The organism is uncultured Thalassospira sp., assembly GCF_963976115.1.
GTDB lineage: Bacteria > Pseudomonadota > Alphaproteobacteria > Rhodospirillales > Thalassospiraceae > Thalassospira.
This window is the reverse complement of record NZ_CAXBJJ010000002.1, coordinates 177586-203993: the sequence shown is the minus strand read 5'-3', so window position 1 is coordinate 203993 and position 26408 is coordinate 177586. Positions and strand designations below refer to the sequence as shown.

Here is a 26408-nt window from a genome sequence, read left to right as displayed (position 1 = left end):
CCATTCAGGCCCTGAGCATCTGGCCCTCGACATAACGGCTGTCAATTTCGCGTTAAAAATTTCCGCATAATGTTCCAATCACATCCCGGAACCAGCAATGTGCCGGGTGGGCATCGGTGCGGCGATGCCAAAGCAACTGATAGGATATGCTCGGCAATTCAAACGGTGGCTTAAAAACAGTGAGTTGGCCGGAAAATCCGCTTTCGCGCACAATACCGCTTAAAACGGTTGCCAGCATATCACTTTGCGCCACCAGCGATGGCACTGCATATGTATAACCCACAGTAACCCCAAGACGGCGTTTAAGCCCCTCTTTGGCAAGGGCCGCATCCACAAGACCGCGATCCTCGGCCTCGGGTGAAAACAGCACATGGCGACCTTCTGCATAGTCGCGTGTGGATTGGGCAAACCGTGAAACATCGGTTCCCTTGCGGGCAATGCCAACAAATTCCTCGGTCCATAAATGGCGCGATAAAATGCGCGCTTCGCTGCCCGGCGACACGCCAATTGCCAAATCAGCCTGCCCTTCATCGAGCATACGAATGGCTTCCTGGCGATTACGCAAAGCCCGAATACGCAAATCTACGCCAGGTGCGACGGCACGTAATGCCTTTTCCAGTGGCACCAGCAACACCTGCGTTGGATGCTCCGCCAATGCCAGCGAAAATACCTGTTGCGACAAGGCAGGTTCAAATTCGGTTTGCAAGGACAAGGCACCATCCACCGTTGCCAGTATGGTGCGAAAGGCCGGTGCCAGGTCCATCGCGCGGGGCGTGGGCATCAACCCTTTTGGTGCCCGAATAAAAAGCTCGTCGCCGGTGATATGACGTAACCGGTTCAGGGCAGCGCTAAGGGCGGGTTGCGTCAGTCCAATCCGCTGGGCGGCCCGTGTCACATGGCGTTCCGCCATCAAGGCATCAAACGCAACAATCAGGTTTAAATCAAATCCCGCGTAATTCATAAAATTGATAATTCCAAATAACTATTATTGATTTCAATTATGATAATTCATTCCCTACCTTCAGGTCATCACAATTTGAACCGGAGCCTGAAATGACCCTTCCAACCGTTCCCTCGTCCCAAGCAATGGCACTTACCAACGGCCAAAAACGCGCCCTGGAAAATCTGTATGCGGCCCTTGCAACCGACGATGTCGATCTTGTTGACCATGCCCTGACCGAAAACTGGGATGACATCCCGCTGGGCCCCGGCCAGCAACCGGGCCGCGACGGCATCAAACCCGTCTTTCGCATGTTTCGAACCGCCTTGCCCGACCTTGTTCTGACCATCGAAAACATCATCGCCGAGGCTGACCGTGCCGCTGTGCGCCTGCGCATGACCGGCACCCATACCGGCCCCCTTATGGGCATTACCCCCACCGGCAAGGCCATTAATATCGTTATTCATGAATTTCACGAATTTACCGGCGACCGTCTGTCGCAGACATGGCACCTCGAAGATTTGCTGGGCATGTTCACCCAAATCGGCACCTGGCCCGACCTCGCAAATGGGGGCGCGTGATGAAAGCCCTTCATATCACAGATTACCTGCCAACCCTCTCAGCCCACCTTGTTACCCTGCCGGACCCGGCACCGGACGATCGCGACATTGTTGTGCAGGTTGCAGCTGCTGCCTTCAACCCGCTTGACGCCAAATTGTCCCAAGGCGTCATGCAGGCCTTTTTCCCGCTTACCTTTCCCTATATTCCCGGCACCGATTTTGCTGGTGAAATTATCGCTATTGGCCGCTCGGTTAAAAATTTCGCCGTTGGTGATGCCGTTTTTGGTCGCACCGATCCGGTTGCTGGCGGGGCGCTGGCCGAAAAGGTCTGTGTCGACCAATCCCAAATCGCCCGTCGTCCATCCGGGCTTTCTGGCGCAACAGCGGCCTGCCTGCCTACCCCGGCTGGCGTTGCCCAACAGGCCCTCAATACGTTAAACGCCGGGCCAAACGCCCCCCTGCTTGTAACAGGCACCGGTGCTGTTGCCCGTGCGGCCATCTTGCTGGCACATCGTCAAAACCCGGGGTCTGTTTTTGTGCTAGGCGACGGCCTGGACCGCGTTGCAAATCTGGGTGCAACCCTGCTATCCCCGACCGATCCCGGCCTTGGCGATATCATGGCAAAAACCGCCCATGTCCTTGATACAACCGGCGGGCATCTGCAAGCTGTGGTCCTCGAACATGTTAAGCCCGGCACTCATATTGCCACCGTCGCCGTTCCGATTGACGAGGCCACAGCAACCGGCAAAGCTGTTAAAACGGCGTTTGTCTTCCTGCAAACAGACGCTGCCATTCTGGCAGACCTGATCAACCTGTCGCGGACCACGCCCCTTGCCGTGCCAAATTTTACAATATTCGATCTGGCCGACAGCGTTTCTGTCTTTAACGATTTCGTAAACGGCACGCTCAAAGGCAAACCGGTTATGGTTGCATCGCCGTCGTAATCTCCACGAAATTAACCTGTAACATCGGCGGATAAACAAACATCGCAGGCCGTCGCGCCACACCGGGCGGCGGCTTTGTAATGTTCGCCGTCCGTGACTTTTCTGGCCATAATATTTTTCATTTGTCAGGCAATTAATGGTTGCCGTTTTCAGATTGGGCAAGAAAATGGTTGAAACCAATGCCATCTGCGACAAGATTGCACGTAACAGGGATACCCCTGTTTACCGCACCTGTCGGCAAAAGCAGGATCACAATTGAAAAGAGCATCACATGAAACGGGTTATCATCGCCATTACCGGGGCATCGGGCGTTATTTATGGCATTCGCGCCCTTCAGTTGCTGCGCGATGTGCCCGATATTGAAACCCACGCCATCATTTCGCCCTCGGCCCTGCGCACCGCGCTTTCCGAAGTGGATATGGACCCCGATGAAATCCGGTCCTATGCCGATGTGGTTTATAATTATCGCGATATTGGCGCAGCGGTGTCATCTGGCTCGTTTCGCACCGCCGGGATGCTGGTGGCCCCCTGTTCGATCAAAACGCTAAGTGGTATCGCCAATTCCTATAACGATGAACTGATCGTGCGGGCCGCCGATGTTTGCCTGAAGGAACGCCGCCGCGTGGTGCTGATGCTGCGCGAAACCCCGCTTCATGCCGGGCACATCAATTTAATGCAACAGGCCACCCAAAACGGTGCCATCATCATGCCGCCGGTTCCGGCCTTTTACAGCCGCCCGCAATCGATTGACGAAATGGTAACCCAAACCACCGGGCGCGCACTGGACCTGCTCGACATTCACCTGCCCGTCGTCAAACGCTGGACCGAAGAAAATGATGATGCTTAAACACCGGCATGTGGCCAACACATCGCGGGCACATCGATATGTACAAAAAAAACATTACCCCCCTTGTGTAACCTGTCACGATAATGCCGTTTCAAGGCCGAACAAAACGAGGCCAACGGCGTAGATTATATCTTCGGCCTGCCCCCACGCCGCCTTGTTGATTGCTGTATTGATTATGGGGTTAATTTGTTTGATACCGCGAATATGTATTCAACCGGCTTGTCTGCGAAAATCCTCGGCGAGATTCTTGACGGTCGCCGCGATCAGGTTCTGGTGACATCCAAGGCCCGGATGCGGATTGGTGATGGCCGCATTGACGAAGCGGTTAGTCGCTATCATTTGATCCGTGAATGTGAAAAGACGCTGCAAAATTTGCGCACCGATCATATCAACATTTATTTTACGATCGTGAAGCCACCTCAGGTTCGGGGATCGCGGCCTGAGGGCTGAGCGCAGGATTGGCAAGCGCACGCATATCATAACCGTTGGGCGTTTGATGCACACGCAGGCCAAATTCCGGCAATATCGCCAGGATATGGTCAAAAATATCGGACTGGATGGCCTCGTATTCCAACCATTTAACCGTATTGGTAAAGGCATAAATTTCAAGCGGCACGCCGTCGGGCCCTGGTTGTAAATGCCGCACCATCAAGGTCATATCCTGGTTGATATTTGGGTGATCACGCAAATAAGCCACAAGATAGGCCCGCAAGGTGCCAAGATTGGTCAATCGCCGCCCATTGACCAGCGACGACAAATCAGCATTACGGGTGCTGTTATATTGTTTGATTTCCTTTATTTTTTCATCCAGATACGGGGCGAGCAACCGTCCGCGATGAAGGCGTTTAAGTTCCTGTTCGCTTAAAAACGCGACACTGGTTGCATCAAGATTAAGGCTGCGTTTAATCCGGCGCCCACCTGACTCACTCATGCCGCGCCAGTTTTTAAATGAATCCGAAATCAGGGCATAAGTCGGAATGGTGGTAATGGTATTGTCCCAGTTGCGCACCTTTACCGTCGTCAAACCGATATCAATAACATCGCCGTCCGCGCCATATTTCGGCATTTCAAGCCAGTCACCTACCGACAACATCCTGTTGGCCGAAAGCTGAATACCCGCGACAAGACCAAGGATCGGATCTTTGAATACCAGCATCAAAACCGCCGTCATGGCCCCCAGGCCACTGAGCAAAATAACCGGCGATTGCCCGATCAGGATCGAAATAATCAGCAATCCGGCAAGAATGGACGCGGCAAGTTTCATTCCCTGACATATTCCGCGCAGCGGCAGAATTCTTGCGATCAGGCTATAGCGCAACATCTCAAGCGTGGTATCAAGCAGGGAAAACAGCGACGTCAGCGCAAAGAAAATAATCCACAATTCTGAAAAGATATGAAGCAGCTCAAGAACAAAGGACCTGTCGCTGAGCCATAAACCGGCCTGAATGTGAACAATGATCCCCTGTACAACCAGCGCCAAACGTCCAAACAGGCCACGCCCGGTAACAATTTTTTGCCAGTTTCGTACATGTGCACCGCCAAGGCTTTCAAGCCAGGGCAAGAACCCGCGATGCAGCACCACATGGATCGCCAGTGAAATTGCAAAGATCAATAACAGAACGCTTAAAACCGCCAACGGTTGGGCGAAACTTCCCAAAGGGGGATAATAGCCAAGCAGCCATCCCGTTAAGCGTTCCTGCATTTAGATCTCCATCCCGTTTGATCTTTTGACCCGTCAATTAACCTGAAACGATTGTGCGGCGCAACCACGCGTATACAGGCATCATCAACCTTTACGGGGAAACGGCTAGCCGGTCACCGGGCGCAATTGTTCGGCCATATCGCGCGACGGCGACAAACCAAACAGACGGCTATATTCGCGGCTAAATTGCGACGGACTGTCATACCCCACCAGAAAACCGGCCATGCCGACATCCTGTTTTTCCACCAACATCAGGCGGCGTGCTTCGCGCAGGCGCAGTTGTTTCTGGTATTGCATCGGTGTCATGGCAGTGATTGTCTTGAAATGGTGATGCAATGACGATGTGCTCATCCCGACATGCTTTGCAAGGTCTTCGATGCGCAAGGATTGTTTATAATTTTCGCGTAACCATGCAACAGCCCCGGCAATACGGTTGGCCGGACTTTGCGCCGTGGCAATTTGCAGTAAGTCGCCGCCAAACGGCCCGCGCAGCAAATGATACAAAATTTCCTGTTCGATCAGACAGGCAAGACCGGCAACATCATCTGGTCGTTCAAGCAGGCGGATCAGGCGCAAAACCGCATCAAGCAATTCATCCGGGATTTTGTGCACAGCAATGCCAAAACCCGGGCTTTTATCGAGATGTCTTTTGTCAAAGGCGATCCGCGTCATAACGGTTTTAAGGGCGTCATGATTAATTGCCAGGCTCAAACCATACATCGGTTTTTCGGGGCTGGCCTGCACAACCCAGGACCGAACCGGCATGTCAAGCGACACCACCAGATAATCACCGGCCCCGTAAGACATTTTTTGTGTGCCGACAATTGCCTGCTTGGACCCCTGAACGATCATGGCAAAACAGGGCCATTGGGCTGTATGAACAGGTTGGGTGGTTTGGGTTTTACGACCAATAAAAAGATTATCGACCGCAGTGGGAATTTGGCCATCTTCATTGATGACCCCTTCAATGATACGGGCAATTTCTGCCAATGGTTCGGGTTGGTTCAAACAGTCCTCCGCCGATCAGGTTAGGCCGCAAGAATGCCCGAGACCGTGCAAAGCACAAAGCAAGAACTAACCTGCTTGCAGGATTGTGCATGGATTCCATAGAATCAGACCAAAGCCACATACCCCTTGAGGCGGCGGCATGCCGCCGCCTTAAGATCGAGGTCAGACCACCTTCCCCGCCTTTTTGGACCGAACAAGGCGCAAAATTATCGGGCCGACCACGACCGCAAAGGTAATGGCAATAATGACCTGGCTGGTGGTGTTCTGCCACAGAGCGGATGGGTCCCCCCGGCCAATGCGCAAGGCAAGACGCAGGTTTTCTTCGGCAAAACTGCCAAGAATAAGGCCCAGCACCACAGGCGGCAGTGGAAAGCGCAATTTATCCATGAAATAGCCAACCAGACCAAAGCCCAGTGTCAGATAAACATCAAACATGCGACCATTGATCGAATAGACCCCGATAAACACCAACGCGATGATAATGGCCCCCAATAAAGGCCGCGGAATGCGCAGAACCTGGGCAAAACTGTTGGTTGCCAGCGACCCGCCAAGGAAAACAAGCAAGATAGCCGCAAACAGAAATTGCCACATAAACCCGAAAACCAGATCGGGATTATCGCGGAACAAAAGCGGCCCGGGTTGCAGACCATGAATTAACAAACCGCCTAGCATAACGGCTGCCACAGACGTACCGGGAATACCCAATGTCAGGGCTGGAATCATCGCCGAGGCGGTATCGGCATTGTTGGCGGTTTCCGCCGCAGCAACGCCTTCAGGTTCGCCTTTGCCCCAATCATCGGGGTTTTTGGAAGCACGGCGGGCTTCGTTATAACTGAGAAAGGCCGCCATCGACCCACCGGCACCGGGCAGAATGCCGACCAGTACCCCGATGAAGCTGGACCGGACCCATGTTTTCCAGAACCGCAACATGCTGGGAAGGGCTTTCCAGATGCTGCCGGTGCCAAGGGTGAAGCGTTTGCCGGTTCCGTCAAAGGAAGGGTCTTCGAGCAGGTCCATGGCAGGCGGCAAGGCATAAAGCCCCACCAGTAAAACGACGATGTTGATACCATCAAGCAGTTCGAGGTGGCCAAATGTCAAACGGTCATAGCCAGTAATGGTATCCGATCCGATCAGCGAAACCGTCACGCCAAAGGCCGCACTGATCAGGCCCTTTAACGGGTCACCGCCAAGCAAAAAGACAATCGATGACAGACCAAATACCGCAACCCAGAATATTTCAGCCGGGCCAAACAGCAATGTCACCTTTGCCAGCGGCGGGGCCAGCAACATCAGCACGATGGCCGAAACAATGCCGCCAATGGCCGATGATACCACGGCAACCTGCAAGGCATAGCCCCCTCGCCCGGACTGCGCCATCGGGTAGCCGTCAAAACTGGTGGCGACGGCGGCCGGCGTACCTGGAATACGCAAAAGAACCGCCGGAATCGCCCCCCCATACATGGCACCATTATAAATACCAGCCATCATGCCAAGTGCCACCAGCGGATCCAGCCCGAATGTAAACGGTATTAACACCGAAATTGCCATGGTCGCACTTAACCCCGGCAATGCGCCGACACAAATACCTGCCAGAACGCCGACCACAACGGCGGCCATATTGGCCCAACCCAGAACACTGGGTAGAGCATCGACCAGATTTCCATACATCCATACTCTCCCGGGTTAGCTGGCGAAAAATTCAGGTGGCAGTTCCTGGTTCATTAGAACCATGAAAATAAGGGCAATACCGCCAACGAAAATGATCGTGGCAATGGCAAGCCCAAGCGGTTTGCGATAGCCAAAACAAAAGGCCACAGCAGGCACCATAATGGTGGTTGAGGTATAAAAGCCCAGTGTCGCCACACCAAATGCATAGGCAGCGATGACAAAAACAACCAGCAAGAAGCGCCGGGGGGCAACAAAAACCGGACCGGCCGATGCGGTTTGGGGGTTAAGAATAGTGCGCGCAATCAGGATGACACCCATCAGCGCCATCGCACACAGCATGGCAACAGGTAAAAGCGCGCTCATCGGGGGCATGTCGCGGGTTTCGGTCAGTAACCAGGCACTACATGCAACTATCACAAGACCGGCAATGTTATCGGCCTGCAAAATACGGGAACCGGCTGGGTTCTTCATATTGCGTGTCTTTCGGTTTGGGGAAAACGGCCCTGGCATCGCGGAGGTATTTACCGGCCAATAGATGGCCTGGTACCGTTTAACGGTATCATCGCGAGAATCCGTTGCCAGATCGGGCAAAGTCACTAACGGTTTTACCGGGTCACCGGATGAGTGACGCCGGAATAAAACGGGGCGCAAAGGCCCCGTTCACGTTCTTATTTCCAGGGGGTCGTTTCCCAAACATGCCTGGCAAATTCAAACTGTTCCTGGTTTAATGCCTTGAAGTCATCCCCGGCAGCCAGACTGACCGGGTTGCCCGAAGCGAGCATTGCCTTGGAAAACTCGGGGTCCTGATAGGCTTTTTTAAAAGCATTGACCAGTTTGGTTTCAACGTCTTTGGGCAGATTGGCCGGTGCTACAAATCCGCGCATCGACCCGCTAACGACCTTGAATCCCTGTTCGGTAAAAGTTGGAACATTCGGCGCCAGATCAGATCGTTCAGGACGTGCAACCCCGACAATATTCAAATCATCGCGAAAACCAAGAACTTCGGAAAGATTGAAAATACCCATGCTAACATGGCCGCCCATAACCGCAGTACGGGCCGGTGCAGAGCCCTTGAACGGCACAATGGTGTATTCGGCTTGTGATTCATTTTGCAGGCGGATCAGGAAAAAATGATCATCGCCGCCAAGGCTGGACATCCCAACGGTGATTGCGCCTGGTTCTTTACGTGCAGCTTCAACCAGTTTGTCCACTGTCGTAATCGGGCTGTCCTTCGCTGTGACAATCACGTTGGGATCATCAACAACATTGGCAAGATAGGTAAAACTATCGGCGGAATAACCGGCCTTGCGATCCAGGGTCCGTGCCATCATGCCAGGCAGATTGTAGGTACCGATGGTGTAGCCATCGGGTTTGGCATTGGCAACTTCGGTAACGCCGATCTGACCGCTGGCACCGGGCATGTTTTTAACCACAACCGTGGCACCATTTCCCAGATAACGTTCCAGAAATGGCGCGACAGTACGGGCCATGACATCGGTACCGCCGCCCGCAGAATAGCCAACGATAATCTCGATTTTCTTTTCCGGATATTCCGCCATCGCCGCCGAGGTAAAGCCAGCCACCAGGCATGCGGACAGGATGAGTGTTTTAAGTTTCATTTGTTTCCTCCCTTTTTTCAGGCATAAGCCTATAACAGCAGTTTTTATTTATGAAAGAGAATTAAAATTCATATTTAGATTAGAAATTCTTACTTATCCTCCATTCTCAGCCAAAGATTTCGGTTTTAGCCGTCCGACCACCAGTGTCATGACAAGCACAACCGGACAGCCGACAAGAAACAGTATGTGCAGTGAAACCGTGCTTGCCAGGACGCCCATAACCATCGCCCCAAGTGCCGGAACACCGCGAAAAATCATGGTATACAAGGACAGGACCCGACCACGGACGTGATCGGGCACACCCGTTTGCAAAACGATTTGTGTGACAATGCCGTTGGCAAGAATGGCCCCCGATAATAAAGCCAGGCAGGCCGCCGCCAAATACAAACTGTCAAACAACAAGAACAACAACATGCCGAGCAATGCCGCAGCACCACTGATGACAATCAGATATAACGGTGCGAACCTGGACAGCAGAAACGACACCAATATCGCCCCGGCCATAGCCCCGAAACCCAGGCAAAAAGTCAGAATTGAAAAACCATCCGCCGCACTGACACCTTGAACATCAAGCGTTTCGGCGAATGCAGGCAACAGTTCAAAAACCGGGCGAAAACACAGCGCAATCAGCAGGAAATACGCCAGCAGGTATTTATGACCCGGTGTCAGGGTGCGAAAAACCGCCGCCCAATTGGCCGCAACAATGTCACTGCCAGATATTGCTTTTGGCACGGTCATTAAACGCAACCGGGCCAGGATGGCAGCAAAACCAACATAGCTTAGGGCATTGAACAGAAAAAGCGGCCAGAACAGCTTTTCCGATATTGCCAACCCGCCAAAAACCGGCCCGATCATGCGGGCCAGATTGAACATCATTGAATTAAGGGCAACCGCCCCGCCGACACGCGCCCGTTCAACCAGACTGCCGACAATCACCATCCGCACCGGATGGTCAAAGCCATTGATAACCCCCGTTACAAAGGCAACCGCCACGATCCAGACAATACCAAGATGATCCGATAACGACAGCACCAGCAAAAGCATAGGGGGTGCCACCGAAACCCACTGTAACATCCTTGCCAGACGCAGCCGGTCGTAACGATCGGCGATGGTGCCAGCCAGCGGCGCAATGGCAACCGAGGGCAACAAATCAGCGATTGCCAGCACCCCCAGCACTGTCGTGGACTGGGTGAGTTCCCAGGCAATCCACAACAGCACAATACGCTGCGCCCATGTGCCAACAATGGAACCGGTATTCCCGGCCAGATACCAGGCAAAATTGGCATTTTTCAGCGGACGCAGCGTTTCGGGGCCCCTCACGCCGGGACGATCTCGCATCCCGTTGCTAACAGTGCCTTGTCTACCCAGCTACGATCGTTGGCGCGATTTTCGATCTGGGCCATCTGACGGTGTTCGGCGGCCTGTTTATCTTTTGTCGCCTGCAATACATCTGCTGTATCGTTATAGGACACGGCAACAATGCCATCGGCATCACCGACAATCAGGTCGCCTGCTTCAATCACCATGCCTTCAATGGCGATGGCGGTATTAATTTCGCCCGGGCCGTGTTTGTAGGGGCCTCGATGGGTAACACCCAGGGCATAGGTTGGCAGATTAACCCTGCGAAACGCATCAAGATCGCGCAAAGCCCCATAAAGAACAAACCCCGCCACCCCGCGATTGATGGCATGGGCCAACATCAGTTCGCCGATCAGGGCATTGGTGACATCGCCGCCAGCATCAACAACAATGACATCGCCGGGTTCGGCCAGATCAAGTGCCTTGTGCAGCATCAGATTATCGCCAGGGCGGCTGCGCACGGTTAAGGCAGGCCCGGCCAGCACGCCGTCGCGGTGCATGGGCCGCAGGCGGCTGCCCCCGGCAAAAACCCGCCCCATGCAATCGCTGATATTTGCGACGGGTAATTGCCGAAATTCGGCAACAATATGGTCGGCAACCTTCCGCGTCCGCGGTAAAATCCGATTTCCAACTGGCATGGTTCTTCCCTTTTTTACGTAATTATTTATTCGGCTGCCGCACTGCTGTGCAGACGGGCACTGCCGTTTTCCAAAATTTCAGGATTTACAATTCGGTCCGGTGCAATGTCGCCACCTGACAACAGCGTAATAACGCCTGAAACGGCGGCAATGCCCACTCGCCGCCCCGCCGCCGAAGTAACCCCGGCAATATGGGGGGTGGCAACAAGTGCACGATGTTGCAGCAGGGCATTATCCGCAGCAGGCGGTTCGTGCTCAAATGTATCCAGGCCCGCCCCGGCCAGATGCCCGGTTTGCAGGGCGTCAAGCAAGGCCGCTTCATCAATCAGCCCGCCGCGCGCGGTATTGATCAGGTAACTGCCCGGTCGCATTTGCGCCATGCTGTCGGCATTGATCAAATGCCGGGTGGCAGGCAGCAACGGGCAATGCAGACTGACGATATCGGACGATGGCAGCATTTCTTGCAAAGTTTGACAGCGGGCGACACCGGCCTTGAGGAACAGATCATCGCTGGCAAGCGGGTCATATGCCATAACATGCAGCCCAAAGCCCTGCGCCAGCCTTGCGGTATGCCGGGCAATGGCCCCAAACCCGACCAGACCAAGGTGCATTCCGGCAATTTCGCGGCCCAGAAAACCCGGTTTGTCCCAACGGTTGGCTCGAAGGCCGTGATCTAGCGGTATGATCTGTTTTACCACGGTCAGCATCAGGGTGACGGCATGTTCGGCCACCGACAGCGCATTGGCACCCGGCGCCCGCAAGACCAGAATGCCGCGTTCCGTTGCCGCGTTAATGTCGATATTGTCAATTCCGGCACCGTGTTTGGAAATCACTTGTAAACCGGGGGCGGCATCCATGGCGACATGGCTAAATTGCCCCATCCGGGAAATGACCCCTCCGGGTTTAAATTCCGTCATGAATTGCACCAGAACATCGTCTGACGGATAGGCGGGGGTATGGGCAATGTTAAACCCGGCCTGCGCGATCAGATCCGATGCGGCGGCATCAAGATCGGGGCCGGTGACAACAATCGTTTCGTTTTTGCTCATGAACGCACCCGTCCGTTTTGATGCGGTGTGAAAACTCCCGACATCGTTCCTCCCCGTATTTTATGTCTGATTGACATGTTGATTGTGTAATCTTCTGACCGGAGATTAGCGGTAGATAAATTTTATGAAAGCGAATAATATTTCCGAATAAATTAAGTATATCTGGAGTTACCATGGATACACGTCAACTTCGGACCCTGGTTGCGATTGCCGAACATGGCACATTTGCCCGTGCCGCAGATGCCGTTTATCTGACACCGTCTGCCGTTAGCCAGCAAATGCATGCGCTGGAAACCGAGCTGTCGGTTGCGCTTTTTAACCGGGAAACCCGGCCCCCGACGTTGAATACACACGGGCTTCAGCTTTTGGAAACAGCGCATTCCATTTTGCATATGGTGGAGGATACCAAAAGTGCGCTTTTAGGGCAGCGCAAGACCGGCACATTAAGCATTGGATCAGTGCGCACCAGCACAATTGGCCTGTTACCGCGTGCCATTGTGGCTTTGCGCAATAACTATCCGGGGTTACGAATTAACTTGCGGGTCGGCCTTTCAAGCTCGTTGATTGCAGATGTTCAGGCCGGGCGGCTTGACATGGCAATTGTTGCCGAACAACTGGGGATTCCGCAAAACCTGGTGTGGCGGCCTTTTATTCGCGAGCCACTGGTGGTAATTGCGCCACCCGGCACACCCGATATGTCAGCCCGTGATATGCTTGAAACGCTGCCGGTTGTGCGGTTTCGCAGCAACGTGCCGCTTGCACATCTGATTGACATGGAACTGGCCCGCATGGGAATTGTTACCAACGAAACCGCCGAAATTGATACAATTTCAGCGATTGTTGAATGCGTTGCCGCCGGGCTGGGCGCCACGATTGTTCCCAATATTGCGGTGCGTGAATACAGCGAAAAGTTTCTGATCCGCCCGTTTGGCGAACCGCAGGTTTTTCGTCAGGTCGGAATTGTTCAGCGGGTATCATCTGCCAAAATGGATTTGTTAGAAGAAATCCACGATCAGCTTGCTGTTCTTGCCAATGATTTTGGCGTGCCGCGTACCAGCGTTGAGCATTTACCCACATAATAGCGACCGTGCCCCATTCCTGGATCGTCACGCAAGGAGGTAATCGGTTTTACGTCCCAATATCGGGCATCAAGGCGTCAATTTTCACGATTTCGCCGGTTTGCGCACTTTTGAGCGCGGCGATACCGCAGAGCACGGAATAGGCACCGGCCTTGGCACCGGCGCGCTGATGCAGTTTATCGGTTTGGCCGGATTTAAAGATCATATCGCGCATAAGGTTATCGCCGCCGTAATGGCCGCCCTCGGCGTGCGGCACGATAATGCGTTCAAGTTTTTCTTCGCCCGGAGCGGGAAAATTGCGGATTAACAGGATTTCATCGTGATCGGGCATATCCCAGGGCTGGTTTTCGTGCTGGCGCAGTTCGATCCGGCCGTTGGTGCCGTTAAAGGCAATATGGTGCCCTTCAATCGGCTGGAATGTGTTTAGCGAATAGGAAACCTGAACATCATTGGCATAGCCGATGGTGGCGACCATGGTATCGGGAATATCGATATCTTCGCGAAAAACGCAGCGATCCCGGTAATATCCGTCTTCGGCTGCCGGGTCTTCATACAAGGCATCAAGGAACGGGTCCGTGGAAATATCAAAGAAATAGTCGCAATTGGCACTATGCGGGCAGGTTTGGCAGCGTTCGCCGCGAAACAAACCGTTTTTGCCGTAATTCAGCAATTTGCCAAAAGCAGACACCGTTTTGGGTGTGCTATCGAGATACCAGTTTAAAAGGTCAAAATGGTGGGTGGCCTTATGAACAAACAGGCTGCCGGAATGGCGGGTATAAGCATGCCAGCGCCGGAAATAATCCGCCCCGTGGGTGGTATCAAGATACCAGTGAAAATCAACCGAGGTTATCTTGCCGATCACCCCTTCCATCAGCAATTCCTTGATGCGGGCGGCGGTTGGCGAATAGCGGTAATTAAACGATACATCAATGCGTTTGCCGCTGCGGACCTCGGCATCCAGCATCCGGCGAATTTTGTCTACCGTGGTGGTCATCGGTTTTTCGGTAATGATGTCCGCCCCGGCATCCAGCATTTTCACCACAATATCGTCGTGGGTGTCATCAGGGGTGCAGACCATGGCAAGTTGTGGGGAAATACCCGCTTTTTGCATGTCTTCGACACTGGAAAATATCGGTGCGTTGCTTTTGATCATGCGGCGTGCGCGTTGGGCGCGTAGTTCGTTTGTGTCGATAATCGCCACCAGATCAACATGTTCGGACCAGCCCGCGAGCAAATCACGCCCCCACATGGTGGTGCCACGATTACCGGTGCCGATTAAAACGTAACTTCTTCTTTCTGTTTTTTGGGCGGTTGGGGTTTCAGCCATAACGTCGATCCTCTCTGACAGGTTGCCGCGCGTGCAGAACGAGCTGAAAACGCCCCCGTTACAACGTGATGCGATTCAGGTGCGGCTCGGGAATTGTGATTTTTCATCTTTCGCTGCGAGCAGCAGGATGAATTTCCATTGATGTTTGTTTTTAACCTTAGGCCGGGCTATTTGCCTGACAGCAGGCTTCATATCGTTCAATGCAGGTTTTCAAAACCACGTCACCGGGTTTTAGCCACCAGTTTTGCGCGGAGAAAATTTCGACTTCCTGTTTTGGGGTCACCCCGGCGGCTTCGATCATGCGGCGGATGGCGGGCAAATCAATCACACCATCGCCCATCATGCCACGATCCGTCAGCATGTCGCGGGTGGGCACCAGCCAGTCACAAATATGGTGGGCCAAAATGGCCTTCATTTTACCCGCCCGGGCAATTTGCGCGGCAAGGTCCGGGTCCCACCAGACATGATAAACATCAATGGCAACACCGATCCCGGCACCCAGCACCTCGCACATATCAAGCGCCTGCCCCAATGTGTTGACACAGGCACGATCCCCCGCATACATCGGATGCAACGGCTCAATCGCCAGGGGCACATTGCAGGCGCGCGCATGGGGCAACAATGCATCCAGCCCATCAGCCACCATGTGCCGGGCGGCAACAATATCGCGGGAATTTTCAGGCAGCCCGCCCACCACCAGCACCAGACAATCCGCCCCCAGTTCGGCAGCTTCGTCAACGGCACGGCGGTTATCGTCAAGCGCGGCGGTGCGTTTTTCTGCCGTGGCTGCCGGGAAAAAACCGCCCCGGCACAGCCCGGTAAGCTGTAAATTGTTTTGATGCACAATGCGCGAGGCCTCGGCCAGGCCGATTTTGGCAATTTGGTCGCGCCACGGAGCAATGGCCGTAATGCCATGGCGCAAACATCCGTCAACGGCCTCGGCAAAGCCCCATTGTTCGCGCACGGTCGCCAGATTGATCGACAATCCATCGACAGACATGGTGTTTATCCTCCCTGTTTCGCCCGGTATGGCCGGAACGTGCTTTAAACTGCCAATGGTGTCATTGCCGACCAGTCCGGCGTCACGGCACAGCCAAGGCCCATTGCCGCCGTTACCGTTGCCAATGAAACCTGCCCGTTTTGAATGTTCAGGCGCGCCTGCCCTGTATCACTGGCGTGATAAAGATCGCCATGCTGTGCTAAATAGGCATCCTGTTCGGCCTGTGGTGCCCCGGCCATACCGGCAACATAATGATGGCCGTTGCGTTCGATATGACGCGCGCCGATTAAACTGGCCAATATCAGGTCTTGCTGCAAGGCAAGGCCGCTTTGGGTGGTCAGGTCTTCGGCCGACATGAAAAAACGATTGTCGCCCGCATCGGCATTCCAATGGGCGACACGGGCACAATTTAACAGGGCGCGATAAAACCCCTTGCAGGATTTTGACGAAATACCACGATACCCCAGATCCTTTGCCGCCAGAAAAGCCCCGATGCTATCGTCGCTTTCATCAATTTCAAAGGGCACCCGTGCCCCAAGATCGCCCAGCGGGCGCATCAAGGCATTGGCCCGCGCAATGGGCTGTTCAAGAAACAAGGTGGATTGCCACAGATTTTTCAGGCGCGGTTCAGCCATAATCCGATCAATCAGGTCGGCCACCTGATCGGCATTTTCAAACTGTTCATTGCCATCGATGGTCAGCTGATATTGCCCCACCTTTTGGTCCAGTACCCCGGCAATAGCGATCAGGCGGTGAAGGTCAGCCGCCACATCGCCTGATGCCTTCAGTTTGAAAAAGGTATGACCATAGGCCATAATCACGTCTTGCAATGTTTGCGGCAGGCCATCGTTTAATCGGTCGGCATTGGCAAGGTCGCGGTTCCACAAAACATCGCCCAAACCAACGGTGTGGCGAATGGCAATTGTGGGCTGCGGGGCAAGGTTTGCCAAAAATCTGCTCAGATCAAAGCCGTGTAAATCAGGAGCGGTATCGGTGGTGATGCCAAGGGCATTGCTTTGCACAGCCTGGGTAATGGTCAGGCCGTGTAAACGGCAAAAGCCGTCGATAATGGCGCGATCCACCAGTGCCAAACCATAAGATGCAACCAAACCCGGCAACTGATGGCTGGCACAGGTTTTATGATGGTCGCCCTCAACCCGGGCATGAAGGCCAAACGGGCTGGATTGCCCGGCAGCCTCCATCGCCTGCATGGCAAGCTTAACCGACAGACGCAGCTGGTTGATGTTGTCATCAGTTGAAAGATTTGCCGATTTGTCGAACCATTTTGGCATCATCATTTCGGCGGCCTGCCCGGTGGCGCGGTGCCCCTGCCCGTCCTCTATCACCACGCGGACAAATAATTGCGGGGCCTGCGTAACCTTGGCCACGCCAAAGCGAAAGGGAAACCGAAAGGGTGTTGTGCGTTCAAAGGCGGCAATATCAACAATATGAATGGGTGAATTATCCATCATTTACGCCCCTAACGCCCATTACCAATGCCATGCATGGCAAGAACCGGTTTCATCCGCGCAACGGCCAAATCCGGGTCGGCCAGCACACGGGCCTGATCGGCCAGGCGGAACAGTTCCGCCAGATGCGAGATTGACCGCGTCGATTGCTGCCCGCCAATCATGGTAAAATGATCCTGCAAGCCATTGAGATAGGCCAGAAAGACCACACCGGTTTTGTAAAACCGCGTCGGCGCACGAAAGATATGGCGTGATAACGGCACGGTCGGATTTAGCAAATTATAGAATTGATCATGATTTCCCGCGCCCAGGGCTTCTAATGCGGCTGACGCGGCCGGGGCGATGGCATCAAAAATGCCCAGCAACGCATCGGAATGGCCGTGATCATCGCCCGCAATCAGTTCGGCATAGTTAAAATCATCGCCAGTATACATCCGCACGCCATCGGACAATTTGCGTCGCATGACGATTTCCTTTTCTTTCGACAGAAGGGAAATTTTGATGCCGTCAATGTTAGCAGCGTTATCATTAAGAATGGCAAGGCAGTTTTCCATCGCCACCATGTGGTCATCACTGCCCCAATATCCTTGCAAGGCAGGGTCGAACATTTCGCCCAGCCAATGGATAATCACCGGTTGGCGTACCTGCGAAAGGATACAGCCATACACACGGGCGTAATCATCTGGCCCTTGGGCAATCGCGGCAAGCGCACGGCTGGCCATTAAAATGATTTGCCCGTTATGGGCCTCAATCGCGTCGATCTGGTGTTCGTAAGCCGCGATCACATCGTCAATTGTGACATCGGGTGTTACCGCCAAATGATCGGTTCCTGCGCCGCAGGCGATAAGCGCGCCGGGGCGGTTTTTCGCTTCGGCCAATGACCGCACAATCAGTTCGCGGGCTTCGCTCCAGCCAAGACCCATGCCACGCTGTGCGGTATCCATCGATTCAGCAACCCCAAGGCCCAGATCCCACAAACGATGGCGAAAGGCCAATGTTCTTTCCCAGTCAATCGCCGGTTCCAGCCACGGATCATGTTCGGCCATGGGATCGGCAACAATATGGGCCGCGGCATAGGCAATACGGGGAAACGCCGATGATGTGCGCGGCTTAACAACGATAGGATCACCGGTAAGCTGATAGGAAACCAGTTTACCGTTTTGGGGCAAATCAAGCGCAAGCATGGCTTAAAACTCCAGATCGGGAACATCAAGCCAGCGGCGTTCTGCCCAGGATTTCAGGCCAAGTTCCGCAAGCTGCACGCCTTTGGCACCCGCTTCAAGGCCGTAGGGCCATGGGGCATCTTCGGCGACATGGCGCAGGAACATTTCCCATTGGGCTTTGAACCCGTTATCGAAATTCTGAGTGTCAGGAACTTCGTCCCAAGTTTTGTAAAAATCGATGGTTTGGGGCTGATCAGGGTTCCAAACCGGTTTGGGGGTATTCACCCGGTGCTGGCTCCAGCATTTGGTCAGTCCGGCCACGGCAGAACCGTGCGTTCCGTCAACCTGAAAGGTTACCAGATCGTCGCGGCGTACCCGCACTGCCCAGGACGAGTTGATTTGCGCGATAACCCCGCCTTCAAGTTCAAACGTGGCATAGGCGGCATCGTCGGTATCACAGACATAAGATTGACCGTTTTCGTCAACACGTTTGGGAATATGTGTCGCCCCGATACAAGACAGGGATTTGACGTTGCCAAACAGGTTATCAAGCACATAGCGCCAGTGACACAGCATATCAAGGATGATGCCGCCCCCATCGCCCTTGCGGTAATTCCACGATGGCCGCTGGGCAGGAACGCCCCAGTCCCCTTCAAACACCCAATAGCCAAATTCACCGCGCACCGACAGGATTTCGCCAAAGAAACCGGAATCGCGCAATAATGCCAGTTTACGCAAGCCTGGCAAAAACAGCTTATCCTGCACAACGCCATGTTTCAGGCCCGAATTGCGCGCCTTGCGGGCAAGATCAACGGCGACCTGCAAATCATCCGATATTGGTTTTTCACAATAAACATGCTTGCCCGCGTCAAGTGCCTTTGACAACAATTCGGCCCGCATCAAAGTGGTGCCCGCATCGAAAAAGATGCTGTCAGCAGGGTTGGCAAGGGCGGCATCAAGGTCGGTCGTCCAGCGTTCAATGCCATGTTTTCGGGCCAGCGCGGCAATTTTATCGCCATTGCGCCCCACAATGATCGGATCAACCTGAAGCCGTTTGCCCGAAGGCAGATCGATACCGCCCTGATCGCGAATTGCCAGAATAGATCGTACCAGATGCTGGTTATAGCCCATCCGCCCGGTTACACCGTGCAGGATAATCCCGATAGTTGTCATTTTTTCCTCCCGTCCGTTCGCCCGGTATCGAGATGCCGTTTTGTCGGCATCCTCGTTGCGACGTAACTAACTGGTTACAAGAAGGGCGTCAGAGCATCATCTTGTCAACAGAAAAAATAACAGGAAGGGATATTTTAGCCGATACGCACCGACGCCAGAGTAACCTGAACGATCTGGTGTTCCCACGCGCCCAGATTGTCGTCCGACATCAGATCGCGGCCAAAAATCGTTGAAAGGGTATAGTGATTATTCAGATAAAAACAGGTCATTGACGCCATCGTCAGATAAACATTTAGCGGATCAATACCAGGTGCAAAAACCCCCTCTTCCTCGCCCCGTTTTAAAACACGCGCAAGCTCGCTAATGAAATGAGAATGCATTTCAGGAATATAGGAAAGCTGCTTGAGATATTCGGCACGATGCAGGTTTTCAGTCCCTAAAAGACTGAGAAATTCAGGGTGATCTACAAAGTAATGCCATGTAAATAAAGCAAGTTCCCGAATGCCATCTTCGGGTGTGCGCCCGGCAAGATTGAGTTTCTTTTCGGCATTTCTGATCCCGGCATAGGCATTTCCCAGAACCGCAATATAAAGCTGATCCTTGTCGCCAAAATAGTGATAAAGCATGCGCTTGTTGGTTCCGGCACGGGCCGCTATGGCATCGACGCGCGCACCACCGATCCCTTTTTCGGAAAACTCGATGGTGGCGGCTTCAAGGATCAGGGCACGGGTGCGTTCCGGATCGCGCTGGTTGGTTTTTGGTTTGGCTTTGGCCGATTTCGGCACAGTCTGCGAGTCGGTCATTCATCCCCCGGTTGATTTCTTTCCACGCCAAAAAATGACACATGGAACCATTTTGAGTGCAAAAACGGCCTTACTTGTCAAAAATATCGACAATTCGCGTGCCGTTTGCAAACAACATATTGACAGCCGTTTGATGCACCCGCCTAATTGTAACCAATTGGTTATTTAATTCAAGCTCTACCAGAGGCCTCTCCCCCAAAACGGCAATTCAGGGAGGATAACTTATGAATTTAACCGTCAATCATCGGCTATTTCTTCCCGGATCGACATGCGCAACGGGGCAGGCACTTCATGGCCGGCACCTGGCCCTCGCCCGGATTAGCCGTCGGTATTGTCGATGGTGTGGCCCGGCTGCGCCAAGGGAAAATATGTTGAACTGCCATCGCAATTTCAGGATTGAGGCTGATATTGCAGAATAAACATACAATAAGATGGCAATTTAACAAAGCCGGAACACCGCGTTTATTTGCGCTGCAAAAAAATACCGCAGCGCAAAGACAGGAAAATGCCACCTGGACTATTACCGTCACAATGACAATTTGGCCTTTTCTGTTAACGCTGCCAAAACACAGACCTATACAAAAGCTTTGTTTGGTAAATTACTTGCAAGAAAGTGTTGACACCTGACAAGGCAATCGCCCTAATTGTAACTAAATAGTTATTTAGATCCATCGCACCACCAAAAAACGCCACTTGAATGGCGAACCATCAGGGAGGATAACAATGACGTTTTCAATCAACAGGCGTACATTTTTGGCAAGCGGGGCGGGTGCCCTTGCATTGGGTGTCCTTAATCCCCGTTTTGCCTTTGCCCAGGATGCGCGCCTGCGGCTTTTATGGTGGGGTTCGCAAGCCCGTTCGGAGCGGACCTACAAGGTGGTCGACCTTTTTAAAAAGGCGCATCCGGAAATTGAAGTGGATGGCGAAAGTGCCGGTTGGGACAATTACTGGTCCCGTCTGGCAACGCAAACATCGGGCGGGAATGCCCCCGATGTGATGCAAATGGATTATCGCTATATTTTCGAATATGCCCGGCGCGATGTGTTGCTGCCGCTTGATAAATACATGGCAGACGGCACGCTTGATGTATCAAATTTCAGCACGCAAAGTGTTGCTGGCGGCCAGATCAATGGCAAAACCTATGGCATCAGCCTGGGAGCCAATTCGGTTGCCATGATGATTAACAAAGCCGCCTGGGAAGAAGCCGGGATGGACACGCCCCAGCCCGGCCAAACCTGGGAAGAATTCGCCGATCATTGCGAAAAACTGACCAAAACCACCAAACGGGACCGTTTTTATGGTTGTGCCGACCAGGGCGGGCTTGAACCGGCGTTTGAAACCTGGTTGCGCCAGCGCGGCAAGGAACTTTATAGCGCCGAGGGTAAACTGGGTTTTGATGATAAAGACGCGGGTGAATGGTTTGCGTTTTGGGTTGATATGCGCAAGCGCGGGGCCTGCGTCCCTGCCGATGTGCAATCGCTTGATCAATTGACCATTGAAACCAGCCCCTTGTCTCAGCGCCGTGCCGCATCGTGTTTTGCCCATTCCAACCAGTTGGTCGGGTATCAGGCCATTAACAAGGACCCGCTGACCATGGGGCCTTATCCCGTCAAGGCTGGCAGTTCCAGGCCAGGGCAATACCGCAAACCGTCGATGCTGTTCAGCGTTGCGGGCGACACCAAAAACCCCGAGGCAGCGGCAAAGTTCATTGGCTTTTTCGTAAATGACCCCGATGCCGCGCGCGTGTTAGATGTAGAGCGCGGGGTGCCGGAATCCTCAAAAATGCGCGAGGTTCTTAAAAAAGAATCCAGCAACGCCGACCGCATCCAGATTGAATATATTGGATCGCTGGGCGACAAGTTTGCCGGCCCGTTGCCCCCACCCCCGCCCAAGGGTGCTGGTGAAATTCAGTTGATGATCAAACGCAAAAACGAAGAAGTCGGCTTTGAGACGACATCCCCCGAAGATGCCGGTGCGGCCTTTGTTTCCGAAGCTGCGGCGATCCTTGAGCGGAGCTAGGCACTATGGGTAACAAGATGACAGGTCAGGCTGCGGTGAATATCACCGCAGTCGGCCCGCCACGCCAGCAAACCCGCACCCTGCAGCCCCATCGCAAAGCGCAACCCAAAGGATGGTGGGGCAAGATGTGGCAACATAGCGGCCCTGGCTATATGTTTTTGCTGCCGTGGTTTATCGGCTTTTTCGGGCTGACCCTGGGACCGGCGATTGTCTCGCTTTATTTGTCCTTTACCGATTTTGATTTGTTGCGATCCCCGAACTGGGTCGGCATGGCGAACTATGTACGGATCGCAACGGCTGATCCGAAATTCGCCGCCTCCATGGCGGTGACCCTGTTTTTCGTGTTATTTTCTGTACCGTTAAAACTGGCCTTTGCCCTTGGCGTGGCCGTGGTGCTGAACCGTGGCATTCGCGGCCTGCCGGTCTATCGGGCGGTCTTTTACCTGCCATCGCTTTTGGGCACCAGCGTTGCCATTGCCGTTTTGTGGCGTCAGCTTTTTGCCAGCGACGGCTTGGTTAACAGCATATTGGCCGAATTTGGCATTCAGGGTCCCAGCTGGATCAGCCATCCGAGTTATTCGATCTGGACGCTGATTATTCTCAGCATCTGGCAGTTTGGCTCGCCCATGATCATTTTTCTGGCCGGTTTGCGCCAGATCCCGACCGACATGTACGAAGCCGCCAGCCTTGATGGGGCCTCAAAACTGCGTCAATTCATCAAAATCACCCTGCCTTTGTTAACGCCGGTGATTTTCTTTAACGCCGTTGTGCAAACGATTGATGCCTTCAAGGCCTTTACACCTGCTTTCATCATTTCGGGCGGTACGGGCGGCCCGATCAATTCGACGCTGTTTTATACCCTTTATCTGTATCAGGAAGCATTCGGGTTTTTCCGCATGGGATATGCCTCGGCCCTGGCATGGGTACTGGTGGTGATCATTGCGCTGTTCACGGCATTTTCCTTCCTGACCGCGCGTTTCTGGGTGCATTACGATGACTAGTCTGGCTATTTTCAGCAAGGATGACAGTATTTCACCGCGCCGGAACCGGTTTGTCAGCTTGCTTTTTCATACCCTGCTGATGGTGGTTTCCATCATCATGCTCTATCCGCTTTTATGGATGTTATCGGCATCGATCCGGCCTGAAGCCGAGATTTTCAGTTCGACCTCTCTTATACCGTCCAGCATCGATATTTCGTCCTACTGGAAAGGCTGGACCGGGTTGCGGGTTGAATTTGGCCAGTTTTTCTGGAATTCGCTGGTGATTTCGGTGTTATCGGTGGCGGGCAATGTTATTGCCTGTTCACTGGCGGCCTATGCCTTTGCCCGGCTTAAATTTTTCGGTCGTAATTTCTGGTTTGCCATCATGCTGGGCACGTTGATGATCCCGTATCATGTGACGCTGATCCCGCAATATGTGCTGTTTTTAAAGCTGGGCTGGGTCGATACGATTTTGCCGCTGGTGGTGCCAAAGTTTTTGGCCGTCGATGCGTTTTTCATTTTCCTGATGGTGCAGTTTTTTCGCGGCATCCCGCGCGAACTTGACGAAGCCGCCCGTATGGATGGCTGTAGCGCCTGGCGAATTTACTGGAAAATCATGTTGCCGCTTTCAACACCGGTTTTGGCAACAGCGGCCATTTTTTCCTTCCTGTGGACCTGGGACGACTTCTTTGGTCCGCTGATTTACCTGAATGACATGAACAATTACACGGTCCAGCTGGGCTTGCGGTCCTTTGTCGATAGTTCCGGATCATCGCAATGGGGCGGGCTGTTTGCCATGTCGACCCTGTCGCTGGTGCCGGTGTTTTTCTTCTTCCTGTTTTTCCAGCGTTTGCTGATTGAAGGCATTGCCACAACCGGCCTGAAACGCTGAGCCACCCATAGATTTTTGATGTGACCACATCGATGTGGAGTATCCATGACCGATCTTAAATTTGCCGCCATCGGCATCCAGCACGACCATATTTACGGGCAGTGCAACTGCCTGATGCGGGCGGGCGGAAAACTGGTTTCATTTTATGAAACCGACGAAGGTTTTGCCAAGGAATTTGGTGAAAAATACCCTGATGCCAAACGTGTTACCGACCCTGCCGCCATTTTAGAAGATAGCAGCATTGACGTCGTTGTGACCGCCGCCATTTCAGCACAACGGGCTGCAATTGCCGTTCAGGCGATGCAACACGGCAAAGATGTTTTAAGCGACAAACCCGGCATGACCAGTTTTGCCCAATTAGCCGAGGTGAAACGCGTACAGGCGGAAACCGGCCGGATATACAACATTTTATATTCCGAACATTTTGAAAACCGGGCCACGGTAAAGGCTGGCGAACTGGTTGCGAACGGGGCGATTGGGGATGTAATCCATACCGTTGGCTTAGGCCCGCACCGCTTGCGCAAACCCACACGGCCAGGCTGGTTTTTTGACCGATCCCTTTATGGCGGCATTTTAACCGACATTGCATCCCACCAATGCGAGCAGTTTCTGTTTTTTGCCAATCGCAACCGCGCCAAAATCCTGTCGGCCAGTGTCAGCAACCGCGCCAACCCGGACAATCCCGGCTTGCAAGATAGCGGCGATATTCACATGGCAACCGACAATGCCAATGGCCTGATCCATGTGGACTGGTTTACCCCCGAAGGATTGCCAAGTTGGGGCGATGGCCGGTTGATGATTACTGGCACGCATGGGGCAATTGAAATTCGCAAAAACATCGATATTGGCGGGCGCGAGGGGGCAAACCATTTGTTCCTGACCGATAAAAAGGGGATCACCCATATCGATTGCAACGATGTCGACCTGCCGTTTGGCAAACAGTTTTTGTCCGATATTCGCGACCGTACTGAAACCGCCATTCCGCAAGGCCGGGTTTTTAATGCCATGGAGCTGGCCTTAAGCGCGCAAGAAATGGCCGAAGACATTGCCAGTTCGGAGGATAAATAACATGACCCGCAAAAACGTTGCCGTTATTGGCTGTGGCATTGGCAGATCGCATATTATTGAAGGATATGTGCCCCACCCCGGCAAATTCAAAGTTGCTGCCATTTGCGATTTAAATGAAGACCGCCTAAACGCTGTTGCCGATGAATTTGACATTCCCGTTCGGACCACGTCGTTCGAGGAATGTTTGCAAAACGACGATATTGATATTATCGACATTTGCACCCCGCCAGGCATTCACCGCGAACAGGTGGTTGCGGCCCTTGCCTGTGGCAAACATGTGATTTGCGAAAAACCACTTACCGGGTCGCTGGCCGATGTGGATGCAATTATAGCAGCCGAGAAAACCGCCACAGGCACCCTGATGCCAATTTTTCAGTATCGCTATGGCGATGGCATTGAAAAAGCCAAGCGCATTATCGATGCCGGAATTGCCGGTAAAGCCTATATGGGTTCGGTTGAGACATTTTGGCTGCGCACAGCGGATTATTATGCCGTGCCATGGCGGGGCAAATGGGACACCGAACTTGGTGGTGTTTTGGTCACCCATGCCCTGCATCTCCACGACATGATGATGTATCTAATGGGGCCGATTACCAAGGTTTTTGGCCGGGTTGCGACCCGTGTAAACGACATTGAGGTTGAAGATTGCGCCAGTGCCAGCCTTGAAATGGCCAGTGGCGCGTTCGTTTCACTGTCGTGTACATTGGGGTCACAGGAACAAATCAGCCGCCTGCGCCTGCATTTCGAAAATGTCACGTTCGAGAGCAGCCACGAACCCTATGCGCCGGGCAAGGACCCGTGGAAAATTCTGGCGGCGAACGATGCCGTGCAACGTCAGATAGATGACATCATTGGCGACTGGCAACCGGTAAGCCCGCGTTTTACAACGCAGATGGACCATTTTCATCGTTATTTATGCGGAAATGGCCCCTTGCCCGTAACAAGCACCGATGCAAGACGGGCCCTGGAACTGGTGACCGCCATTTATCAATCGTCTGACAGTGGGGCGCAGGTCGCCTTGCCGATGAATGCCGATAGCCCAAAATACGCGTCCTGGCGTGCAAAAACCAAATAATAACACTGGTCATAACCGACCAGCCC

25 protein-coding genes are annotated in these 26408 nt (G+C 53.4%); 10 read left to right on the top strand and 15 right to left on the bottom strand.

From position 1 onward, the window contains the following. Positions 1-52: 52 nt before the first annotated feature. Positions 53-961 (bottom strand): LysR family transcriptional regulator, encoded by a 909-nt coding sequence (locus AAC086_RS02890; protein ID WP_339775053.1) that lies wholly within the window; start codon positions 959-961, stop codon positions 53-55. Between the two features lie 92 nt (positions 962-1053). Here AAC086_RS02890 and AAC086_RS02885 point away from each other — a divergent pair, with 92 nt between their 5' ends. The 4 genes from AAC086_RS02885 to AAC086_RS02870 all read left to right on the top strand — a co-directional run bounded on the left by AAC086_RS02885 (position 1054) and on the right by AAC086_RS02870 (position 3741). After that, complete coding sequence (locus tag AAC086_RS02885; RefSeq protein WP_339775051.1) at positions 1054-1521, top strand: ester cyclase; 468 nt, start codon at positions 1054-1056, stop codon at positions 1519-1521. Next, a complete protein-coding gene (locus AAC086_RS02880) occupies positions 1521-2444 on the top strand; it encodes an NADP-dependent oxidoreductase (protein WP_339775049.1) in 924 nt (307 codons plus the stop codon). Before AAC086_RS02885 ends, AAC086_RS02880 begins: the two co-directional genes overlap by 1 nt. Before the next feature lie 271 nt (positions 2445-2715). Further along, the gene (locus AAC086_RS02875) at positions 2716-3291 is read left to right on the top strand and encodes a UbiX family flavin prenyltransferase (protein WP_339775047.1); all 576 of its coding nucleotides are present in this window, start codon (positions 2716-2718) and stop codon (positions 3289-3291) included. A gap of 204 nt (positions 3292-3495) precedes the next feature. Beyond that, on the top strand, positions 3496-3741 hold the full coding sequence (locus AAC086_RS02870; protein WP_339775504.1) for an aldo/keto reductase: 246 nt from the start codon (positions 3496-3498) through the stop codon (positions 3739-3741). Here AAC086_RS02870 and AAC086_RS02865 read toward each other — a convergent pair. From AAC086_RS02865 to AAC086_RS02830, 8 genes are all read right to left on the bottom strand, one after another. Beyond that, a complete protein-coding gene (locus AAC086_RS02865; RefSeq protein ID WP_339775044.1) occupies positions 3692-4993 on the bottom strand; it encodes a mechanosensitive ion channel domain-containing protein in 1302 nt (433 codons plus the stop codon). The genes AAC086_RS02870 and AAC086_RS02865 overlap by 50 nt on opposite strands. A 105-nt stretch (positions 4994-5098) precedes the next feature. After that, positions 5099-6001, bottom strand: a complete 903-nt coding sequence (locus tag AAC086_RS02860; protein WP_339775042.1) for an AraC family transcriptional regulator — start codon at positions 5999-6001, stop codon at positions 5099-5101. Positions 6002-6163: 162 nt separating this feature from the next. Continuing rightward, complete coding sequence (locus tag AAC086_RS02855; RefSeq protein WP_339775039.1) at positions 6164-7669, bottom strand: tripartite tricarboxylate transporter permease; 1506 nt, start codon at positions 7667-7669, stop codon at positions 6164-6166. A gap of 15 nt (positions 7670-7684) precedes the next feature. After that, positions 7685-8140, bottom strand: a complete 456-nt coding sequence (locus AAC086_RS02850) for a tripartite tricarboxylate transporter TctB family protein (protein ID WP_339775038.1) — start codon at positions 8138-8140, stop codon at positions 7685-7687. A gap of 197 nt (positions 8141-8337) precedes the next feature. Next, positions 8338-9288 (bottom strand): tripartite tricarboxylate transporter substrate binding protein, encoded by a 951-nt coding sequence (locus AAC086_RS02845; RefSeq protein WP_339775036.1) that lies wholly within the window; start codon positions 9286-9288, stop codon positions 8338-8340. 93 nt (positions 9289-9381) lie between these two features. After that, positions 9382-10608 (bottom strand): MFS transporter, encoded by a 1227-nt coding sequence (locus AAC086_RS02840; protein ID WP_339775034.1) that lies wholly within the window; start codon positions 10606-10608, stop codon positions 9382-9384. Beyond that, positions 10605-11285, bottom strand: a complete 681-nt coding sequence (locus tag AAC086_RS02835) for an RraA family protein (protein WP_339775031.1) — start codon at positions 11283-11285, stop codon at positions 10605-10607. Before AAC086_RS02835 ends, AAC086_RS02840 begins: the two co-directional genes overlap by 4 nt. 26 nt (positions 11286-11311) lie before the next feature. Further along, positions 11312-12334 carry a hydroxyacid dehydrogenase gene (locus AAC086_RS02830; RefSeq protein WP_339775029.1) on the bottom strand — a complete coding sequence of 341 codons (1023 nt, stop codon included), beginning with the start codon at positions 12332-12334 and terminating at the stop codon, positions 11312-11314. 173 nt (positions 12335-12507) lie between these two features. On the opposite strand from AAC086_RS02830, the gene AAC086_RS02825 reads away from it, so the two are divergent. Then, entirely contained in the window at positions 12508-13413 is a 906-nt protein-coding gene (locus AAC086_RS02825; protein ID WP_339775026.1) for a LysR substrate-binding domain-containing protein, read from the top strand. 49 nt (positions 13414-13462) lie between these two features. Here AAC086_RS02825 and AAC086_RS02820 read toward each other — a convergent pair whose 3' ends face one another. The 6 genes from AAC086_RS02820 to AAC086_RS02795 form a co-directional block, all read right to left on the bottom strand. Further along, complete coding sequence (locus AAC086_RS02820; RefSeq protein WP_339775024.1) at positions 13463-14740, bottom strand: Gfo/Idh/MocA family oxidoreductase; 1278 nt, start codon at positions 14738-14740, stop codon at positions 13463-13465. A gap of 157 nt (positions 14741-14897) precedes the next feature. After that, the gene (locus AAC086_RS02815) at positions 14898-15740 is read right to left on the bottom strand and encodes a sugar phosphate isomerase/epimerase family protein (RefSeq protein WP_339775023.1); all 843 of its coding nucleotides are present in this window, start codon (positions 15738-15740) and stop codon (positions 14898-14900) included. Positions 15741-15784: 44 nt separating this feature from the next. Then, a complete protein-coding gene (locus AAC086_RS02810; protein ID WP_339775021.1) occupies positions 15785-17212 on the bottom strand; it encodes a mandelate racemase in 1428 nt (475 codons plus the stop codon). 8 nt (positions 17213-17220) lie between these two features. Next, positions 17221-18393, bottom strand: a complete 1173-nt coding sequence (locus AAC086_RS02805) for a dihydrodipicolinate synthase family protein (protein ID WP_339775019.1) — start codon at positions 18391-18393, stop codon at positions 17221-17223. Between the two features lie 3 nt (positions 18394-18396). Beyond that, positions 18397-19545 carry a Gfo/Idh/MocA family oxidoreductase gene (locus tag AAC086_RS02800; protein WP_339775016.1) on the bottom strand — a complete coding sequence of 383 codons (1149 nt, stop codon included), beginning with the start codon at positions 19543-19545 and terminating at the stop codon, positions 18397-18399. Between the two features lie 134 nt (positions 19546-19679). Next, on the bottom strand, positions 19680-20348 hold the full coding sequence (locus AAC086_RS02795) for a TetR/AcrR family transcriptional regulator (RefSeq protein ID WP_339775013.1): 669 nt from the start codon (positions 20346-20348) through the stop codon (positions 19680-19682). Between the two features lie 723 nt (positions 20349-21071). Here AAC086_RS02795 and AAC086_RS02790 point away from each other — a divergent pair. From AAC086_RS02790 to AAC086_RS02770, 5 genes are read left to right on the top strand one after another with little or no spacing between them, the layout of a single operon-like run. Continuing rightward, positions 21072-22367 carry a sugar ABC transporter substrate-binding protein gene (locus tag AAC086_RS02790; protein ID WP_339775010.1) on the top strand — a complete coding sequence of 432 codons (1296 nt, stop codon included), beginning with the start codon at positions 21072-21074 and terminating at the stop codon, positions 22365-22367. A gap of 5 nt (positions 22368-22372) precedes the next feature. After that, positions 22373-23368, top strand: coding sequence for a sugar ABC transporter permease (locus AAC086_RS02785; RefSeq protein ID WP_339775007.1), 996 nt, complete (start codon positions 22373-22375; stop codon positions 23366-23368). Further along, on the top strand, positions 23361-24239 hold the full coding sequence (locus AAC086_RS02780; RefSeq protein WP_339775005.1) for a carbohydrate ABC transporter permease: 879 nt from the start codon (positions 23361-23363) through the stop codon (positions 24237-24239). Before AAC086_RS02785 ends, AAC086_RS02780 begins: the two co-directional genes overlap by 8 nt. 45 nt (positions 24240-24284) lie before the next feature. Next, on the top strand, positions 24285-25307 hold the full coding sequence (locus AAC086_RS02775; RefSeq protein WP_339775003.1) for a Gfo/Idh/MocA family oxidoreductase: 1023 nt from the start codon (positions 24285-24287) through the stop codon (positions 25305-25307). A 1-nt stretch (position 25308) separates the two neighbouring features. Further along, positions 25309-26382: a Gfo/Idh/MocA family oxidoreductase gene (locus tag AAC086_RS02770; RefSeq protein WP_339775000.1), complete on the top strand. Its 1074-nt coding sequence runs from the start codon at positions 25309-25311 to the stop codon at positions 26380-26382. Positions 26383-26408: the final 26 nt, after the last annotated feature.

Excerpts from the sequence above, each read along its gene's own strand:
- AAC086_RS02790 (WP_339775010.1), top strand. The coding sequence starts at position 21,072 with ATGACGTTTTCAATCAACAGGCGTACATTTTTGGCAAGCGGGGCGGGT.
- AAC086_RS02770 (WP_339775000.1), top strand. The coding sequence starts at position 25,309 with ATGACCCGCAAAAACGTTGCCGTTATTGGCTGTGGCATTGGCAGATCG.
- AAC086_RS02775 (WP_339775003.1), top strand. The coding sequence starts at position 24,285 with ATGACCGATCTTAAATTTGCCGCCATCGGCATCCAGCACGACCATATT.
- AAC086_RS02825 (WP_339775026.1), top strand. The coding sequence starts at position 12,508 with ATGGATACACGTCAACTTCGGACCCTGGTTGCGATTGCCGAACATGGC.
- AAC086_RS02875 (WP_339775047.1), top strand. The coding sequence starts at position 2,716 with ATGAAACGGGTTATCATCGCCATTACCGGGGCATCGGGCGTTATTTAT.
- AAC086_RS02805 (WP_339775019.1), bottom strand. The coding sequence starts at position 18,393 with ATGCTTGCGCTTGATTTGCCCCAAAACGGTAAACTGGTTTCCTATCAG.
- AAC086_RS02815 (WP_339775023.1), bottom strand. The coding sequence starts at position 15,740 with ATGTCTGTCGATGGATTGTCGATCAATCTGGCGACCGTGCGCGAACAA.
- AAC086_RS02865 (WP_339775044.1), bottom strand. The coding sequence starts at position 4,993 with ATGCAGGAACGCTTAACGGGATGGCTGCTTGGCTATTATCCCCCTTTG.
- AAC086_RS02800 (WP_339775016.1), bottom strand. The coding sequence starts at position 19,545 with ATGACAACTATCGGGATTATCCTGCACGGTGTAACCGGGCGGATGGGC.
- AAC086_RS02870 (WP_339775504.1), top strand. The coding sequence starts at position 3,496 with ATGTATTCAACCGGCTTGTCTGCGAAAATCCTCGGCGAGATTCTTGAC.
- AAC086_RS02785 (WP_339775007.1), top strand. The coding sequence starts at position 22,373 with ATGGGTAACAAGATGACAGGTCAGGCTGCGGTGAATATCACCGCAGTC.
- AAC086_RS02835 (WP_339775031.1), bottom strand. The coding sequence starts at position 11,285 with ATGCCAGTTGGAAATCGGATTTTACCGCGGACGCGGAAGGTTGCCGAC.
- AAC086_RS02885 (WP_339775051.1), top strand. The coding sequence starts at position 1,054 with ATGACCCTTCCAACCGTTCCCTCGTCCCAAGCAATGGCACTTACCAAC.
- AAC086_RS02855 (WP_339775039.1), bottom strand. The coding sequence starts at position 7,669 with ATGTATGGAAATCTGGTCGATGCTCTACCCAGTGTTCTGGGTTGGGCC.
- AAC086_RS02820 (WP_339775024.1), bottom strand. The coding sequence starts at position 14,740 with ATGGCTGAAACCCCAACCGCCCAAAAAACAGAAAGAAGAAGTTACGTT.
- AAC086_RS02810 (WP_339775021.1), bottom strand. The coding sequence starts at position 17,212 with ATGATGGATAATTCACCCATTCATATTGTTGATATTGCCGCCTTTGAA.
- AAC086_RS02780 (WP_339775005.1), top strand. The coding sequence starts at position 23,361 with ATGACTAGTCTGGCTATTTTCAGCAAGGATGACAGTATTTCACCGCGC.
- AAC086_RS02830 (WP_339775029.1), bottom strand. The coding sequence starts at position 12,334 with ATGAGCAAAAACGAAACGATTGTTGTCACCGGCCCCGATCTTGATGCC.
- AAC086_RS02795 (WP_339775013.1), bottom strand. The coding sequence starts at position 20,348 with ATGACCGACTCGCAGACTGTGCCGAAATCGGCCAAAGCCAAACCAAAA.
- AAC086_RS02845 (WP_339775036.1), bottom strand. The coding sequence starts at position 9,288 with ATGAAACTTAAAACACTCATCCTGTCCGCATGCCTGGTGGCTGGCTTT.
- AAC086_RS02880 (WP_339775049.1), top strand. The coding sequence starts at position 1,521 with ATGAAAGCCCTTCATATCACAGATTACCTGCCAACCCTCTCAGCCCAC.
- AAC086_RS02850 (WP_339775038.1), bottom strand. The coding sequence starts at position 8,140 with ATGAAGAACCCAGCCGGTTCCCGTATTTTGCAGGCCGATAACATTGCC.
- AAC086_RS02890 (WP_339775053.1), bottom strand. The coding sequence starts at position 961 with ATGAATTACGCGGGATTTGATTTAAACCTGATTGTTGCGTTTGATGCC.